This is a genomic window from Paracoccus wurundjeri (genome assembly GCF_030678915.1).
Classification (GTDB): domain Bacteria; phylum Pseudomonadota; class Alphaproteobacteria; order Rhodobacterales; family Rhodobacteraceae; genus Paracoccus; species Paracoccus onubensis_A.
Genome location: NZ_JAUUTZ010000010.1, coordinates 87,403 through 100,770, shown reverse-complemented (window position 1 = coordinate 100,770; position 13,368 = coordinate 87,403). Strand labels below are relative to the sequence as shown.

Annotated in this window: 12 protein-coding genes; 3 read left to right on the top strand and 9 right to left on the bottom strand. The window is 61.2% G+C overall.

The genetic code is table 11. From position 1 onward, the window contains the following. Positions 1-12: 12 nt before the first annotated feature. The 4 genes from tagH to Q0601_RS11940 all read right to left on the bottom strand — a co-directional run bounded on the left by tagH (position 13) and on the right by Q0601_RS11940 (position 2,489). Entirely contained in the window at positions 13-1,218 is a 1,206-nt protein-coding gene (gene tagH / locus Q0601_RS11955; RefSeq protein ID WP_305290058.1) for a type VI secretion system-associated FHA domain protein TagH, read from the bottom strand. Between the two features lie 6 nt (positions 1,219-1,224). After that, positions 1,225-1,809: a DUF6931 family protein gene (locus tag Q0601_RS11950; RefSeq protein ID WP_305290057.1), complete on the bottom strand. Its 585-nt coding sequence runs from the start codon at positions 1,807-1,809 to the stop codon at positions 1,225-1,227. 132 nt (positions 1,810-1,941) lie between these two features. Further along, a complete protein-coding gene (locus Q0601_RS11945) occupies positions 1,942-2,259 on the bottom strand; it encodes a hypothetical protein (RefSeq protein ID WP_305290056.1) in 318 nt (105 codons plus the stop codon). Then, on the bottom strand, positions 2,256-2,489 hold the full coding sequence (locus Q0601_RS11940; protein ID WP_305290055.1) for a hypothetical protein: 234 nt from the start codon (positions 2,487-2,489) through the stop codon (positions 2,256-2,258). The genes Q0601_RS11945 and Q0601_RS11940 overlap by 4 nt, the downstream gene beginning before the upstream one ends. A 113-nt stretch (positions 2,490-2,602) precedes the next feature. On the opposite strand from Q0601_RS11940, the gene Q0601_RS11935 reads away from it, so the two are divergent. Both Q0601_RS11935 and Q0601_RS11930 read left to right on the top strand, forming a co-directional pair. Beyond that, positions 2,603-3,889, top strand: coding sequence for a flagellar hook-length control protein FliK (locus tag Q0601_RS11935; protein WP_305290054.1), 1,287 nt, complete (start codon positions 2,603-2,605; stop codon positions 3,887-3,889). 12 nt (positions 3,890-3,901) lie between these two features. Next, complete coding sequence (locus Q0601_RS11930; RefSeq protein WP_305290053.1) at positions 3,902-4,564, top strand: flagellar hook capping FlgD N-terminal domain-containing protein; 663 nt, start codon at positions 3,902-3,904, stop codon at positions 4,562-4,564. 55 nt (positions 4,565-4,619) lie between these two features. Here the strand turns inward: Q0601_RS11930 and Q0601_RS11925 are convergent, their stop codons facing one another. The 5 genes from Q0601_RS11925 to Q0601_RS11905 form a co-directional block, all read right to left on the bottom strand. Further along, positions 4,620-5,471, bottom strand: coding sequence for a CE1 family esterase (locus Q0601_RS11925; RefSeq protein ID WP_305290052.1), 852 nt, complete (start codon positions 5,469-5,471; stop codon positions 4,620-4,622). Positions 5,472-5,502: 31 nt separating this feature from the next. Next, entirely contained in the window at positions 5,503-7,032 is a 1,530-nt protein-coding gene (locus Q0601_RS11920) for an OpgD/OpgG family glucan biosynthesis protein (protein ID WP_305290051.1), read from the bottom strand. A 16-nt stretch (positions 7,033-7,048) separates the two neighbouring features. Then, positions 7,049-8,266, bottom strand: coding sequence for an OpgC family protein (locus Q0601_RS11915; protein WP_305290050.1), 1,218 nt, complete (start codon positions 8,264-8,266; stop codon positions 7,049-7,051). After that, a complete protein-coding gene (locus Q0601_RS11910; RefSeq protein ID WP_305290049.1) occupies positions 8,263-9,648 on the bottom strand; it encodes a tetratricopeptide repeat protein in 1,386 nt (461 codons plus the stop codon). The genes Q0601_RS11915 and Q0601_RS11910 overlap by 4 nt, the downstream gene beginning before the upstream one ends. Positions 9,649-9,807: 159 nt before the next feature. Further along, positions 9,808-11,424, bottom strand: a complete 1,617-nt coding sequence (locus Q0601_RS11905; protein WP_305290048.1) for an acyl-CoA dehydrogenase family protein — start codon at positions 11,422-11,424, stop codon at positions 9,808-9,810. A gap of 298 nt (positions 11,425-11,722) precedes the next feature. Here Q0601_RS11905 and Q0601_RS11900 point away from each other — a divergent pair, with 298 nt between their 5' ends. Then, the gene (locus tag Q0601_RS11900) at positions 11,723-13,363 is read left to right on the top strand and encodes a GMC family oxidoreductase (RefSeq protein WP_305290047.1); all 1,641 of its coding nucleotides are present in this window, start codon (positions 11,723-11,725) and stop codon (positions 13,361-13,363) included. Positions 13,364-13,368: the final 5 nt, after the last annotated feature.

The window sequence follows — 13,368 nt, the reverse complement described above, 5'->3', positions numbered from 1 at the left end:
CCCTTGGGCAGCCTAGCTCCGACCCTGGCCGCCCTGCTCATCGGCTTTCCGATAAGAGGCCGCGAAAAGCCGGATGAATTCGTCCAGAATACCGTTCTCGCTGGCGGTCTTGGCGTCCCAGCGTTGCACATATGCATCCCATGCCCGCGATTTGCGGCCGCCAAGGGCGCCGCCTTTGACCTCGGTCTCGATCCGCGTCGGTTCCAGATCCTGCAACAACTCGATCAGGGCGGGCTGAAGCGCGGCGAATAATGCGCCCTGATGGCGGCGCAGATCGCCCAGTGCCTCATCGAAACCGGCGGCCCCGGTCAGGAAACCGGCGCGGGGACGCAGGAACAGCGCCTCTATCGCCTGTTCAGCATCCGGCAGGAACTTGAGCGGATTGTTATCGGTCGCACCCCGCATCGTCCGTTCGCCGCCGCGGGTGAAATGCCGCGCCGAGGCCCGGTCCTGCAGCGCGGTCATGAGTTGCGACGCCGAGGCGCGCATCGTCTCGCCCAATGCGCGGCCCAGCATATCTGGCGCAACTTCTGCGGCAAGCGAGACATCTATTCCCGCCCCTTCGCAAAAGGCGCGGACGAAGGCCGACTGATCAACCGGCGCGGGCGGAGGAGCCGGTGGAGCCGCAGGAGCTACCGGTTGCGGCGCTTTGCCGCCGGATTGCGGCGGCACGGCCGAAGGCGGCGGGGTTTCGGCGGAAGGGGGCTGGATATCGGCCGGAAAAGCAAGAAAATCATCGCTGAAATCGCTTTGGCGACGTGCGTCTTCCCCGATTGGCAGGTCGATCGGCGGAGGAATATCCCCGCCCACGGCCCAGGGATCATCGCCCGGCTCCTCGAAAACCGGCTTGTCGACCCGGTGTTCGGGCAGGGAATTGGGCGAGATCGCAACCGCGTTCTGCGGCATGTCGAACAGCGCGACGACGATGTAATGCCCGACCTGAAAGCGGTCGCCATTCCGCAGTGCATGCGCGCCGTCCAGCCGGTGCCGGTGTCCCTGCAGGAATGTCCCGTTGGTCGACACATCCCGCAGCCACCATTGCTGACCGTCGAAACTGACATCGAAATGGTGTCCCGAGATATAGCGGCTCGCATCCGGCAGCACCCAGTCCATACCCTGACGGCGCCCCACCTGAATTCCGGTTTCGGGCACAACGATACTGACCGGGCCGCCATCATCGAGGACTTGGAAATTCTCTATCTGCAGGGTCAGGGTCATGTCACATCAATACGCGCGGAAAAGGGATTCGGCCATGTCGAGAATCCGCGCAAGGTAAACCGAGCGCTGCGACAAGGGAACCCGCGCGAGACATGACAGAACCGCGCTGTTTATCGCGACCGGGGCTTTATGAACCGGCGCAGGCTCGGGATCGTTCGGCGCCGGTCTGCCCGTGGACCAGCCGACCGCAAGCCCCAGCAGAACCGAGGGCCCCCGCGCCGGCGCCCACAGCGCCTCTTTCATGATCTCATGGCGCATCCGGATCGTCGGGTTCGACAGCCAGGCGGCGATCTGCTGCATCATCGGGCGTTCCTGCGGATGCAGATGATCAGCCATCAGCCGCAGACATTCATAACCCCAGCCTGCCGCGTTCGTGGGCAATGCCGCGAAAGCGGTGAATGTCACCGCCTCTTCCGGCGTCGTCGAAGCCCGCAGCCGGGCAAGAAAACGCAGACCATCCTCGTTTTCGCGCGGCCTCAGCTTGACCAGTTCGGACAATCGTTCAAGCTGTGCGAAAAGCACATAGGGCTCTTCGTCCCGAAGTGTCCTGTGCGGCCGTTCCGTCGTTTCGTTCTGGTCAGAAGCGTTCATTTCAATCCTTCGGCAGAAATCGGCATATCACCATGACCGCGAATGGATTATGAAAAGACCAATTACCCAATACAACCCGCAACATGACATATCCGGCAATTTGCCCGAAGCCGGTCCGCCGCGGGACTGCCGTCAGAATCTTCGCGGCATTCTGGCCACCGTTCTGGTGACGCATCGCCGCCCCGAATCGTCATAAGTCTGAAGCGTCCGGGCGGACTGAACAATTTCGCGTATCTGTTCGGACGCGGATTTCGCACCCTCCATCGCGGCCTGAGCCAGATTCTGAAGTTCTGTCAGGGCGGCCCGGACCTGCTCCCTGATATCGTCATCCTCTGGCGGCGCTTGTTCCGCCGTCACCGCAAAACGTTCGATTTCTTCCAATGCTTCTGCCGCGTCACCCCTGACGACAGCGGCGCGGGCCGCCTTCAGGCGGGTGATCAACGCGCTCATTCCAGGGGTCCGAGGGCCAGATCAAGGCGGGCGGCCAGAAGCGCGGCATATTCGCGATTCATGAAGCTGGAAAACTGCTCTTCCCCATGCCCGCCACCAAACCCTTCCTGATGGGATGGAGGTCTGACATATTTCAACATTTCCTCAAGAAATGCCTGTTCGATCCGGTCCTGAAGAACCGGCGGATTGACCCTGCCCTGAATTCCAGCGCCAATTGAAGCGATTTCCATTTCGCCATCCTCGCATAACCGACGAATCCGCTTTTAGCGCCTCCGGGTAAACAATTGGTAAGAACCGGGCTGTAGAAGATCCGAACCACCTTTCGATTTCGGGATTGCTGCCGATGGATCTCAACGCGCTTCTGAACATGACCGCCGTTTCGGGCAGTATCCCGGCATCGCCCTTCGATGCATCGCTTCCCGACGCGTCGATAGCGTCGGTGATACCGGGCGAAGACATGGCGTTTTCCGATCAGCTTCTTGGGCTTCCGGCGGATTCCGGCGATGATCTTCCCGCCTTGCCAGACGCTGCGGCACGCGCAGCCGGGGATCTGCCGGAAACCGACCCGATTACCGATATGATCGCGGCCCTCACCGGAATTGCCACGGCAATACCTGCCCCGTCAGGCATGCATTCGTTACCGGAAAACCCATCCGGACAGTGGGAAGAACCGCAGCCAACAGCCGATATGCAGGATGGAAATACCTTGCATTTGAAACAATTTCAGGCTCGGAGTGCCGGTGTCGCAACAGACCATCTTCCCGCGATTGCCGCCGAGGGCGCGCAACCCCGCGCACCGGACAATGCTGCGGCCCGGATCGCGACACCGCCGGCGGATGAAGCCGCATCCCTTGTGCCGAAAGCAAAGGACCCGCCGCCGGGGACCGTGACGGCAACGGGAATCTCTCGCCATCCGAAACCAAAGGATCGCGATACCATCCTTGCGCAAGCGCCTCGGAATATCCCTGCGGAATTCGCCTCGCCCAGTTCCGAGAATATCAGGCCGACCGGCGCCCCTTCTCAGGCGCATACTCCTTTACCTCCTGTCGGCAGCGCCCCCACATTGCCAATTGAACCGGCGTCCGGTGCCGCGGCAATGCCGGGAAATTTCGAATTTCAGGGCGATGCGCTTGGAAATCCGCCGCGTCTTACACCCGGTGACGGGCTTTCGGCCAATACGGGAATATCGCCGCAGGTGGAAGCCCGGGGAACATCGCCCAACACGCCCTCGGTCATTCGTCAGATCGCGGATGCCGTCGTCACGACCCGCAATGACTCCGTCGAGATCACCTTGTCGCCCGAAGAACTGGGCAAGGTGCGCATGATCCTGACCGGTCATGAACGCGCTCCGCATCTGGCAATCTGGGCAGAACGGCCCGAGATACTCGAACAGCTTCGGCGCAATGCCGATCTGCTGATGCAGCAATTCAGCGAAGAAGGGATGCCGGACGCCACGCTAAGCTTTCAGGATCACAGGCAGCGCGGCGATGCCGACCAGATGAATGGCGACCAGCCGTCCGGGAACGAAGATAATCCGTCCCATGCCAGCGCCGGGCCGATCACCGGCGGTTCGCTTGCTCCCGAAACACCAATCGCGTCCGGGACACGCCGGATCGATGTCAGAATGTGAGGTCATGGAAAAATGATAACCGCTGCAGGACAGACCACCGCCAGCACGGCGACCGCCACCACAACGGATGAGCCGGTAATTGGCGCGGGGGCGGATTTCGACACGTTTCTTGCCCTGCTGACCACGCAGCTTCAGCATCAGGACCCGCTCAATCCGCTGGAAGGCCATGAATTCGCCGCGCAGCTTGCGACCTTTTCGGGGGTCGAACAGCAGGCATATACCAACAAGCTTCTGGGCCAGATGATGACGGCACTTGGCGCCAATGAACTGGGACAGGCTGCCGGTTGGATCGGGAAAGAGGCGCGAACCACCGCTCCGATCTGGTTCGGCAACGAGCCTTTGACGCTTGAGATCGAGCCGGTATCGCTTGCCGATGATGTCGAGCTGATCACCTATAATTCGGCGGGATTGGAGATCGCGCGGGAGCGCATCGGTTCCGGCTCCGGGCAGATCGACTGGTTCGGGCGGGATACGCAGGGCGAGAAACTGCCTGACGATCATTATTATTTCCGGATCGAAAGTATTCTGAACGGCAATGTGATCGCCCAGTCCGAGGTCGGCGCCTATGCCCGGATCGAAGGCGTCCGCAAGGTAGAGACGGGCACCGAACTGATCCTTGCCAACGGAACCACGATCGCCGCCTCGCAGATTGACGCGCTGCGCAACGCCGAATGATCGAATTGCTTCCTGGCGAATACACCCGACAAAGGGGCGGCGTGTCGCGGAAGCGTTACCGTGCGGAAGCTTCGTACCAGTCCAGAACAAGCCCGGCCCAGCCTTGCGGGACGATATGTCCGCCCGGGTGCAGCGCGAATGTCAGCGGGAAGGCGGAATCGCAATCCCAATTCCGGATCAGGAAATCGCCGCTCTGTCGGAAACCGGACGGATTTTCGCCCCTGCATCCATTCGTCGCCCGCCAGATCCGCATTGCCGCGAATACATCGCCCTGAACCATCTGACCGTTTTCGACGGCACGGCCTTCAAGCGGCACGGTGCCGTCGGACCAGCCATGAGTGTGATACAACCGGACAGGTGCCTTGCAGCTATCGGGCAGCGGATCCCAGAAACTGCCGGCCACAGGCGCATATGCACTGAAACTTTCAGGGGACTCGCAGGCGACGTAACTCACCATCGATCCACCGATGGAAAACCCGCCCAGAAGCATCCGTTCCCGATCCAGCCTGAACCGCTTTGCGGCGTCATCCGCCACCGCACGCAGAAAGGCCGCCTCGTCACGGCCCTCGCGCCGTTCAGGATGAAACTGCCAGCTTCGACCGTTACGCTCGGGGCGCGGTGATCCGTCAGGCGCGATCACCGCATAGCCACGCCCGACCAGCGCATCCATCAGTTCCCGGTTCTGCATGACCGACGCGCCATCGCTTCCCCATCCATGCAGAAAGATCACGGTCGGAAGACCGTCCGGCACGGATTCCTCATCCGGAACGGCAAGATGATAGGTTCCGTCTTCCCGCCCGCCTTCAAGGCGGCACGGCTCCGCTGCATCCGCGCATTCCGCATGCGCGGCATCCGGCAGCAGCCCGGCAAGCATGAACAGCAACATGGCCCGGAAACAGATCGTCATGCAGCTTCCCATCCTGCCGGGGCGGGCCATCTCAGTCATTCCAGCGATAAAGCCAGACTTCGCTGACCCGAACATCGTCACGACGCAGTTCCGCACGCATTTCGGGACGGCTTCCGTCCGGCGCGTCCAGCGTGAAAGCCAGCCGCATGCCCCCTGTTACCGGGTTGAACTGAACCGTGGGATTCCGGATCTCTCCTGTGCGGGTCAGAACCCGTGCCTCGATTTTCGAGGGATCGTTGCCAAGCGCCACATGTTTGGCGTAATCTATAGTGAATATCCGCCCCTTCTCGAATACCCGCAGGCCCGAGCGTGTATTCTCGATCTGCGCCACCGCGCCATCGATCGGCGCGGCGCTTCCCCAATACAGCCGGTAGGCAAAGCGATGCTCTTGCCCGGCACGGAGCGGCGCGGCGGGGCGCCAGAAAGCCACGATATTGTCGTAAATTTCCTTGTCCGCGGGAATCTCGACCAGAATGACGGAACCCGGCCCCCAGGAACCTTGCGGCTCGACCCATAGCGACGGACGGCGTTCGTAATGTGCTTCGAGATCGCCGAAATCACGACTGTGGCGCGCCCGCTGCATCAGGCCGAAGCCGCGCGTTCCGCTATCCACGAAATAGCTGATGCCAAGCCGCCTGGGGTTGGCCAGCGGCCTCCAGATCTGCTCTCCGGCGCCATTCAGCATCAAAAGCCCGTCACTGTCGTGAACCGCATCGCGGAAATCGTCGAAACGCGCGCGGTTGGTTTCATCGAACAGAAACATCGAGGTGCCGGCCGCGATCCCCGCCTCGGACAGGTCGATGCGCGGGAACAGCACGGATTCCACCTCCATCAGGGTCGTCACGCCAGGCGTGATCCGGAAACGGTAAGCCCCCGCGACACTGGGGCTGTCCAGCAATGCATGAACCACGATATCCGGGGCTCCGGGCGCGGGGGCCTCGATCCAGAATTCGCGGAAGCCGGGAAATTCTTCGCCCCCCGGACTACCGGTGCCAAGCGCAAGGCCACGCGCGGACAGGCCGTAAACCTGCCCACGTGCAAGCGCGCGAAAATAGGTTGCGCCCTGAAAAACGGTATATTCCTGAAACACCCCGCGCTTTTCCAGTTCTCCGCGCAGGCGAAAGCCCGAAAAGCCCATTCCTTCGGCCGGAAGATCGGGAAACTTGTCGGTCTTGTCGAAAACCTCAAGATCGAACAGCGCCGGGCGCGATTGCCCCTCTTCGACGATATTGATCTGCACGGGACGGTTGAACAGGTAACCCGCTGGAAAGAAATCCACTTCGGCCGGGCGATCACTTTTGCGCCAAAGCGCGTGACGTTCATCGAACCAGATGCTGCGATACTGGTCATAGTTGAGTTTTCGCCATTCAGCAGGCACGGCGGATGCCGGGACGTAGAGACGTGAGGCCAGTTCCTGAGCCTTGTCGCGCAGGGTTTCGGGACCGAAAGGCACCGGCTCTCCCAACGCGACGGGGGGATGCTCTTCCGCCCGAACAGGAAACCCCAGAAAACCGGTCAATGCGGCCAATGCCGCTGACGACAACACCTTCCGTCTGTCCATCGAATTATTCCCTACACTAAAAACTTCGAACTCCGGAAATCGGGGAATGTTCCGTCACATCCGCGGCAGGTCGGACCGGCTGCCGCCACGGCTGACGCTTGATATAAGAGACGAAATAAGCAACGCCGGTGATGATTGCCATGCCAGTCAGATTGACGAATGCCGCCATGAACAGGCCGCGACCGAACTCGTCGAACAGCACGCCCAGAAGCCGGGCAAGCAGCATCGATGTCATGAATACTGCCAGCGATTGCTGCCCGACCTTGCGGATGACACCCACGATTGCGGTCCAGGTCACGCCGCCATGCAGCCAGGATCCGTTCGGCCCCGCCGCGATCCAGGCCAGATAGGCGAGACTCAGGAAATGAACATAACGCAGGATGCCGAAATCCGTCTTTGTGATCAGGAAGTTCCATTCATCCCGCCATTCCCGGATGAATTCGAATTCGCGGTAAATCCTGAACCATGCAAAGGGGATGGTTGCCAGAACGATCACGACGGCAAGAATGATCAACCCGCGATTGACCGGAGGCGCGGGCAGCCAGCCCAGCATGAAGGCAAAGCCGGTGAAGAAAACCAGTTGCCATGTCAGCGGATTGAAGAACCATTGCCGGGAACTTCCGCTGCTGAACCAATATTCGGCCGGAAAGCCAAATCCGGTGACGCTTGCCGTCAACCACAGGATGACGCAGAAGCCCATGGCAAGGTTGGGGTGAAGCCCGGCCAGCCCCATGACCAGCGGCAGCATCGCAAGGATCACCAGATACATCGGCAGGATGTCGAAATAATTCGGCACATAGGTCAGCGTCATCAGCCCGACCAGATTCGGCCCCGGATCGTTGAGAAACGGATACAGGTTCAGCGATCCCACGTAATCCTTGTTGAACCAGCCGGTAAGATCCAATGCGATCATGGCAAGCAGGATCGCGAAGAACAGGCCGATATGCGCCCAATAGACCTGCCAGACCCGATGCATGATCCGCAGCGCCCCCATCACCCAACCCGCCTTGCTGAAGACCGCGCCGAACGCGATCGCCGACGCCATGCCCGAGCAGAACACGAAAATCTCTGTCGCATCCGAGAAACCGAACCGCGCCGGGATCCACAATGTCCAGGGATTGCCGCTGATATGGGCGATCAGGATGATATACATCCCCAGCCCCCGGAAGAAATCGAGACGCGGATCCCGCGCAGGTTTCGCCGCGGGAAGCGGGCTCGAAACGGGATTGCTCATATGGTCTCCTTGGCTCGGGCACGGGCAGAGTGGCCTGAATATGCATTCTCCCTGACTGATGCCAGAAATTCCAGCCTGCGCAATGTATAACCGTCCTGACACCCGGCATGTGCCCGGGTCCGTTCCTTCAGCAGATTCTCGGTTTCATCCAGAAATCCCGCGCGCAGCCCCGCCTCGACCGCGATCCGGGAGAAGACATCGCGCTGCGCATGACTTCCGCCCACCGCCTGTAATTCCTGCACCGCCTTTTGCAGATTAAGCCAGGCCATGCGGTAGTTCCCGTTGGCATATGCATGCAGCCCAAGCGCGGTATGATGCCCGTTCCGACAGATAATCGCCTTCGCATCGCCATCGGAAGGCCGCGCTCTGGCCATATTGCCGACAAGGCGGGCCGCCGCCTGATCCCGCCCGCCACCGATCAGTCCAAGCAGATAATGCAGATCGGCAAAGGCCAGACAGCCATCGCCAGCCCGCTTTTCAGAGAATTCGGCCACTTCTTCCCAGCGATCACCGACATCGACACCCTCGATCTCGAGCCGGGCCAGAAGCGAGGTCGCATTCGCGATGTCACGGTAATCATCCGTTTTCTCGCGCCGGATCTCGCTGTCGTAAAGCGCAAGCGCGGCATCGAAATCGCCGATATCCAGATGCATCAGGGCCTGATGCCACCAGACATGGAAGCGGAAATTATTACAATGCGCCCAAGAGGCTTCGCGCCCGTTCAGCCAGTCAAGCCCCTCTTGCGCGCGGCCCGTCATATCAAAAACATGGGTCACCGCATGCAATCCCCATGCGTCATCCGGCGCAAGTTCGACCGCCCGCTGCCCCGCCCGTTCGGCAAGGGCATATTCGCCGGCTTCCTCAAGTGCAAAGGCGTGGCAGCCCAGCACATAACCTTTGGCGGAATGACCCTCGTAATGGGGTAATATCGTTTCGACCGAGCGACGCATGAGATCGGGCCGCCCCATCACGAATTGGATCGCCTGCACCATCTTCATGGCCAGTGCGTCACGCGGGTTATCGTCCAGCACCTGCTGCAGGCATTCTGCAGCGGCCACCGGAGAGCCCCGAAGCCAAAGCGCAAGCGCCTGCAGGAAACCCGCCTCTCGCGCGGTCGGGGGCCGGCGTCGCGCAGCGGCCAGCGCAGCCTGATATGCCTCTTGCGCGACTGCGATCATCTCGCGGCGGCCAAGAAGCAGGCAGGACAACCCGCGGACCGCCTGTGCCAATGCGAAATCGGGATCCCTGCCGATCACCGCATTCAGATCCGCCGCGGTGGATTCCGCATGGGAGAGGATACCATTTACCACACGGTTCCAGGTCTCGATATCCGCCGCGCCGAGCGACGTGCAGATCCCCGATAGATCCGTTGCATATGCCATTGATTGTCTCCACGATTGCGCACCCGGACAGCGCTGGCGAAGCAGTCTGCCCCGGGATCAGTGCCAGCCACTTCGCCGGTCAGGGCGAATTGTTACACCAGCGTCAACATAGTTTAACCGAATGTTATCCACATACGTGGTCATTCGTTGGCAACGCTGTCAGATACGATCAAGCAATTCCTGCGGGACCGGCGCTCTCATCGCCCCGGAGACATGACCTCGCTCACCCGCGATGCGGGTCGTGACATAGGCGTCGGACACTGTCGCCACGCCGGCCCGGATCAGGACCGAAGCGGTCAACAGCAGCGCCGTACGTTCGGCAAACCATCTCGCCTCGCCCTCGGGCGGCAGGCCGGGCCAGCGTTCGGCATGGGCTTTCAGTGCCGCGTCATAGCGCCGGTCGCTGCCTGTGGCCGCGTCCAGCTCTGCCCGCAGGCATTCCGCCGCCAGAGGTTCCCTGGCCAATGTGCGCAGGATATCCAGGCAGATGACATTGCCCGAACCTTCCCATATGCCGTTCAGCGGCGCCTCTCGGTAATAAAGCGGCTGGCCGGTTTCCTCGATATATCCCATACCGCCCAGCACCTCCATCGCCTCATAGGTGACGACGGGGCAGCGTTTATTGCCCAGAAACTTGGCCAGCGCCACGCCTATCCGCGCAAAGGCGCGGTCCTCTGGGGCCGTGCCGTCGAAAGACCGCGCCACCCGCATTCCAAGCGCCAGCGCCCCTTCGCAATCAAGCACAAGATCGGCCATGACGGCCTGCATCAGCGGCTGATCGATCAGCCGTTTCTGGAACGCGCTACGGTGAATGGCCCAATGATGGGCGGCGACCAGCGCCCCGCGCATCAACCCGGCGGGGGCAAGGGCCGTGTCCAGCCGCGTATGATGCACCATCTCGATGATGGTCCGCACGCCCGCGCCTTCATCGCCCAGACGATAAGCGATCGCATTGTGATATTCGATCTCTGCCGATGCGTTCGAACGGTTGCCCAGCTTGTCCTTCAGCCGCTGGATATGGATGGCGTTCCGTTCACCTTCCAGCCAGCGCGGCACGAGAAAGCAGGTCAGGCCGCCCGGAGCCTGCGCCAGCGTCAGGAATCCGTCCGACATCGGCGCCGAGCAGAACCATTTATGCCCGGTCAGCCGGTAATAATCACCCTCGGTGACGGCGCTCGTGGCATTGCTGCGCAGATCCGAGCCGCCCTGCTTTTCGGTCATCGCCATGCCAAGTGTAGCGGCTGATTTTTCAGCGATCGGGCGGGTCGAAGGATCGTAGTCGCGGGCGCTCAGACGCGGTTGCCAGACCGTCGCAAGCTTTGGATTCGCCGCCAATGCCGGAAATGCGGCATAGGTCATGGTCATCGGGCAGCAATGCCCCGGCTCGGTCTGGCTGGCCAGATAGACCATCGCGGCATGGGTGACATGGCCGCCTTCGGTCCCGTCCCAGGCGATACCCGCATAACCCGCCCCAAGACTCGTTTGCATCAGCCTGTGCCATGCGGGATGGAAATGCACCTCGTCCAGCCGCCGCCCGCCCGGATCGAAAAGCACCAACTCCGGACCGTGCCGGTTCGCGTCCTGCCCGGCCTGCCGCATCCCGGCACTGCCCATGGCCTTCCCATATGCAGCAATCACCTCTGCCCGACCGCCCTCGCGGAAGACGGCATCGCGCAAGGCGATATCACCCTGCCACAGGTCGCAGTCGCCGCGGCTGGGTGGCTGGTTGCCAACCTCATGCGTGCCGAAATGCCTGCGGGGCGCGGATAGGGCCATGACTCCTCCTGTATTCAGGATAGGGGCGCGAGGCTGAAACGGTCCAGCATCGCGGCGAATGACGTAGCGTTACTTATGCCGATATGCGGTCATCAGCTGTGAAGCGGCAAAAGATGACGGGCGCGGGAATACCCGTAACAGCTTGGAAAAATGATATTTCAGGGGTCGAGCAGCGACAGATCTCAACCTCCGTAAAATTCCGTATCATTTGTTCCGTACATTTATATTGTTCAAACGTACGAAATTATGTTATTCATTAACTCAACAAGAAGCAACAATCAAATCGGCAGGGGTGGTTATGGAGTATGACTATGTTATCGTCGGTGGCGGTTCCGCCGGAGCGACTCTGGCCAATCGGCTAAGCGCGGATCCGAAGAACAGGGTGTGCCTTCTGGAAGCGGGCGGAGAGGGGCGCGGCCTGATCGTGCGTGCGCCGGTCGGCGTCGTTGCCATGATGCCCGGATATGGCAAGATCAATAACTGGGCGCTCAACACCGTGCCGCAACCGGGGTTGAATGGCCGGATCGGCTATCAGCCCCGTGGCAAGGCGCTTGGCGGATCGTCCGCCATCAATGCGATGCTGTATATTCGCGGCCATGCCAGCGATTACGACGAATGGCAGGAATTGGGGAACGAGGGGTGGGGATGGCAGGACGTGCTGCCCTATTTCCGCCGTGCGGAAAATAACGAGCGCGGCGAGACGGCAGCGCATGGCGCCGAGGGCCCCTTGCAGGTCTCGAACCAGCGCTGCCCCCGCCCGATCACAGCGGCATTCATCGAGGCGGCGCAGGAAAACCAGCTTGGCTACTGCGACGATTTCAACGACGGCGATCATGAGGGCGCGGGTTATTTTCAGGTCACGCAATTCCATAGCGGGCCGAAACGGGGCGAGCGCTGCTCGGCTGCGGCCGGCTACCTTCATCCGATCATGGGCCGGCGCGGGAACCTGACGGTCGTCACCGGTGCACAGGCGACGCGCATCCTGTTCGAAGGCAAGCGTGCCGTGGGAATCCGCTATCGCCGGGGCAAGACCGACCACGAGGTCAGGGCCGGGCGCGAGGTCATACTGGCAGGCGGGGCATTCGGGTCCCCGCAACTCCTGATGCTGTCGGGGGTCGGCCGTCCCGACGATCTGCGCCAGCACGGGATCGAAACGGTGCATGAACTGCCGGGTGTCGGCCAGAACCTGCAGGACCATATCGATTTCATCATGGGCTACAAATCGAAGGACAAGGACAATTTCGGCATCGGTTTCACCGCGGGCGCCCGGATGGTGAAAAAAGCCCTGAAATGGCGCAGGAACGGCGATTCCATGATTGCCTCACCCATCGGCGAGGGGGCGGCGTTCTTCAAGACTTCACCCGATCTCGACAAGCCCGACTGCCAGATCCATTTCGTCGCCGCCATCGTCGACAATCATGCCAGGACATTGCACTGGGGCTATGGGTTTTCATGTCATATCTGCGTCTTGCGGCCGCATTCCGTGGGCGAAGTCTTCCTGCAAAGCGGCGATCCGCTTGCCCCGCTGGGAATCGATCCGAAATTCCTCTCGGATGCGCGCGATCTTCAGACGCTGGTGAAGGGGGCAAAATACACGCGGAAGATCCTCGAATCCCCGGCGCTTGCGAAATATCGGCACAAGGAACTGTTCGGCCTCCATGACGACATGACCGATCAGGAATGGGAGCAGGTGATCCGCAATCGCGCCGATACCGTCTATCACCCGGTCGGCACCTGTAAGATGGGTCATGACGATATGGCGGTCGTGGATAGCTGCCTGCGCGTACGCGGGATGATGGGGCTGCGCGTGGTCGACGCCTCGATCATGCCGACCCTGATCGGCGGCAATACCAACGGGCCGACGATCATGATCGCCGAAAAGGCCGCGGACATGATCCTTGCAGAAGCGGCGGGCGACAGGATGGGTCTGGCCGGATAAAACCA

What these genes read in the sequence shown, in the direction of transcription:
- tagH (WP_305290058.1), bottom strand. Translation starts at nt 1,218, where the DNA reads ATGACCCTGACCCTGCAGATAGAGAATTTCCAAGTCCTCGATGATGGC.
- Q0601_RS11950 (WP_305290057.1), bottom strand. Translation starts at nt 1,809, where the DNA reads ATGAACGCTTCTGACCAGAACGAAACGACGGAACGGCCGCACAGGACA.
- Q0601_RS11945 (WP_305290056.1), bottom strand. Translation starts at nt 2,259, where the DNA reads ATGAGCGCGTTGATCACCCGCCTGAAGGCGGCCCGCGCCGCTGTCGTC.
- Q0601_RS11940 (WP_305290055.1), bottom strand. Translation starts at nt 2,489, where the DNA reads ATGGAAATCGCTTCAATTGGCGCTGGAATTCAGGGCAGGGTCAATCCG.
- Q0601_RS11935 (WP_305290054.1), top strand. Translation starts at nt 2,603, where the DNA reads ATGGATCTCAACGCGCTTCTGAACATGACCGCCGTTTCGGGCAGTATC.
- Q0601_RS11930 (WP_305290053.1), top strand. Translation starts at nt 3,902, where the DNA reads ATGATAACCGCTGCAGGACAGACCACCGCCAGCACGGCGACCGCCACC.
- Q0601_RS11925 (WP_305290052.1), bottom strand. Translation starts at nt 5,471, where the DNA reads ATGACGATCTGTTTCCGGGCCATGTTGCTGTTCATGCTTGCCGGGCTG.
- Q0601_RS11920 (WP_305290051.1), bottom strand. Translation starts at nt 7,032, where the DNA reads ATGGACAGACGGAAGGTGTTGTCGTCAGCGGCATTGGCCGCATTGACC.
- Q0601_RS11915 (WP_305290050.1), bottom strand. Translation starts at nt 8,266, where the DNA reads ATGAGCAATCCCGTTTCGAGCCCGCTTCCCGCGGCGAAACCTGCGCGG.
- Q0601_RS11910 (WP_305290049.1), bottom strand. Translation starts at nt 9,648, where the DNA reads ATGGCATATGCAACGGATCTATCGGGGATCTGCACGTCGCTCGGCGCG.
- Q0601_RS11905 (WP_305290048.1), bottom strand. Translation starts at nt 11,424, where the DNA reads ATGGCCCTATCCGCGCCCCGCAGGCATTTCGGCACGCATGAGGTTGGC.
- Q0601_RS11900 (WP_305290047.1), top strand. Translation starts at nt 11,723, where the DNA reads ATGGAGTATGACTATGTTATCGTCGGTGGCGGTTCCGCCGGAGCGACT.